This window comes from Campylobacter sp. BCW_4321, from assembly GCF_001763075.1.
Classification (GTDB): domain Bacteria; phylum Campylobacterota; class Campylobacteria; order Campylobacterales; family Campylobacteraceae; genus Campylobacter_D; species Campylobacter_D jejuni.
Genome location: NZ_MJYA01000033.1, coordinates 1 through 2,505 on the forward strand (window position 1 = coordinate 1; position 2,505 = coordinate 2,505).

Sequence of the window (2,505 nt, forward strand, 5' to 3'; positions counted from 1 at the left end):
ATATAAGTTTGATAAGCATTTTCTAAATCTTTAAAACCAAGTCTTTTAAATTCATCAATACTTTTATAAAGTTCTTTTCTTGCTTTTAAATAAGTATCATTTAGTTTGTTTTTATGAGAGATAAAGATAGTATAAAAACTAGAGTTAAATTCTAATTCTTTTATTGTGTTTTCATCAAATAAAGCTTGCTTATCTTTATCATATAAAACATAATCTTCACAAAAATATAAAGCTTTTAATAGATAGGGTTTTGAATCGATGTTGATGTTGTTGATATTTTCTAAAGATAGTTTTTGTATATAGGCTATTTTTAAATTATTGATTGCTTGTATAGATACAAGCTTATAATTATTATATTCTTGACTAAAATAATTAAGATTTTCTAAAAATATTTTATACTCATTGATATATTCTTTTTCATTTTGTATATTATTTAAATGCTTAAGACTTTGATTGAAAATATTATTATTATAAAAATTACAAGAAAAACTATCAAAATTAAATTCTTTTAACAAATTACTATTTTTATTATCTATAGAACATAAAGGAGTAAAGGAATTTTGTATGTTTTTGTAGTAGGGGTAGAGAGAGTTATTGGAAAGATTAAATGCTTGTTGAGTTTTATTTGCACTGAAATAAAGAATTTTTTGCGTTGGTTTTTTGATTAAAGAAACCACAGCGCCTGGTCCAACTATACTCCCAATATAATATAACGGTTGTTTTTGAAAATCTTGTTTTAAGAATTGAAATGCTTGCTTTCTAATTTGATCATTTGAGATTATAAGTTTAATGGCTTTATAAAAGACTTCGGCTTGTTCAATAGCTTCATCTTGTTTTGTGTTGTCATCTAAAATTATATTTTCAACTCCAATAATTTTTATTACAAAATGTCCAAATTCTAAAGCCGTCATAACTGTAGAGTCAAATATACCATTTACTAAATCATCAATATGTTGCAAAATATTCTTATTGTTAGACATTTTATTAGTCCTTTATTTTATTTAAATAGATAAAATATACTAAAATAATTTTATAAAATAAATAAAAAACTATTGAAAAAATAATTTTTAAATTTGTATTTAAATGAAAGAATTCTAACAAATCCATAAAATAATTCCACAATATAAACAAAATTAAAATATCATTAAAAATGCTATATAAAAAAATAAATAATGAATTTGCTTTATATTTGGCTTTACATTTTTTACAAACTAGTTCTTTACCAAAGCCCAATAAAAATACATTTGATGCATTTTGTAATTTATTGATTTTTGTTTTACAAACTTCACATTCTTTATAAATAGACATTTATCGCATTCCTTATGTTACTTTCTACAATTTCTTGCCCTTTTCTTAAAGCTTCTTTTATGCTTTCTTCAAAGTTGATAGTGGTGTTATTTTCATTATTAACACTGGTATTATTTTCATTTACATTCATCTAAAGCCTTTTGGGTTTCATTTAGGAGATTTTCCATATCAATTAATATTTTTTTATAAATATTTCTCTTTAAATCATCTATATTTTTTACATCTAAATTTTTAAATATTTCATAATTTTCTTTCATGTTTTTAAACATTAAGTTTCTATCTTCAAAAGAGCATAATTGAGCATTATTAGACAAAAATACATTTTGAATCAATGTTTTAAAAGAAATTGCCGTACCTATATATTCTGTTCCCTTATCCAAATAACCTACACCCTCTAAGTAATCATAAAATTCTTCATAATGTTTTATAAATTTAAGTTTTTCTTCAAAAATTTGTCTTTCTAAATCTCTAGTTGATGCTCTTAAGTTTAGATATTTTTGCTTTTCATTGGAAGTTGAATTTATACCGCTTATGAAATTAAGATAATTAAAATAAATTTGTTCTTTACCATGTAAAACAAAGAAGTTACCAGCACAGCTTTTAATAAAAGCTTCAAAATACCTATCCTCAAATCCAAATAATTTAGCCACCTTAAAATCAAAAATAGCCTTTTGCATTTTTACATTTAAATCTTTAAAATCTTCTAGCTTAGGTTGGTAATCATTTACAATTTTAATCATATCCTTAGGGCTTGGATTTAAAGTCATTTTTTCAAAGTTTTTAAATTCTAGTTGAACTTTAGGATAATGATACATTCCCCAATAAATCGTATACAAAGGAGAATAAAGTAATTTTGCAAGCACGGCAAATATTATAATAATTATTATACAAGGTATATAAAATCTTTTAAGTTTGTAAAAAGGTTTTTTCATTGTTTATCCTTTATTACTCTGCTTTAAGCTCTCCACCTCTAACCACAAGTCCATTAGAGTCTATAGTTACTTCAACTCCACCTGCTTTAATGATAACACAATCAGGTTTTGCATTAATAATTGTTTCTCCTACCTGTATAGTCGCCTCGCTATCGGCTTTTAACTCATGAATAGTTTTTGCATAAGTTGTGATATTATCAGCTACCATGCTTGTATTTTTATCACTTTCAAATCCTATGGATTCATTACTTGTAAAAAGAATATT

Annotated in this window: 2 protein-coding genes and 2 pseudogenes; all 4 read right to left on the bottom strand. The window is 23.8% G+C overall.

What is annotated here, in order from left to right:
- Nucleotides 1–980, bottom strand: a pseudogene (locus tag AJN58_RS10075) (hypothetical protein); the annotation flags it as partial.
- A 314-nt stretch (nucleotides 981–1,294) separates the two neighbouring features.
- Nucleotides 1,295–1,438, bottom strand: coding sequence for a hypothetical protein (locus tag AJN58_RS10080; RefSeq protein WP_162842173.1), 144 nt, complete (start codon nucleotides 1,436–1,438; stop codon nucleotides 1,295–1,297).
- The gene (locus AJN58_RS05030; protein ID WP_002861583.1) at nucleotides 1,425–2,240 is read right to left on the bottom strand and encodes a hypothetical protein; all 816 of its coding nucleotides are present in this window, start codon (nucleotides 2,238–2,240) and stop codon (nucleotides 1,425–1,427) included. The genes AJN58_RS10080 and AJN58_RS05030 overlap by 14 nt, the downstream gene beginning before the upstream one ends.
- A gap of 13 nt (nucleotides 2,241–2,253) precedes the next feature.
- Nucleotides 2,254–2,505: pseudogene (locus AJN58_RS05035) on the bottom strand (VgrG protein); the annotation flags it as partial.

Excerpts from the sequence above, each read along its gene's own strand:
- AJN58_RS10080 (WP_162842173.1), bottom strand. The coding sequence starts at position 1,438 with ATGAATGTAAATGAAAATAATACCAGTGTTAATAATGAAAATAACACC.
- AJN58_RS05030 (WP_002861583.1), bottom strand. The coding sequence starts at position 2,240 with ATGAAAAAACCTTTTTACAAACTTAAAAGATTTTATATACCTTGTATA.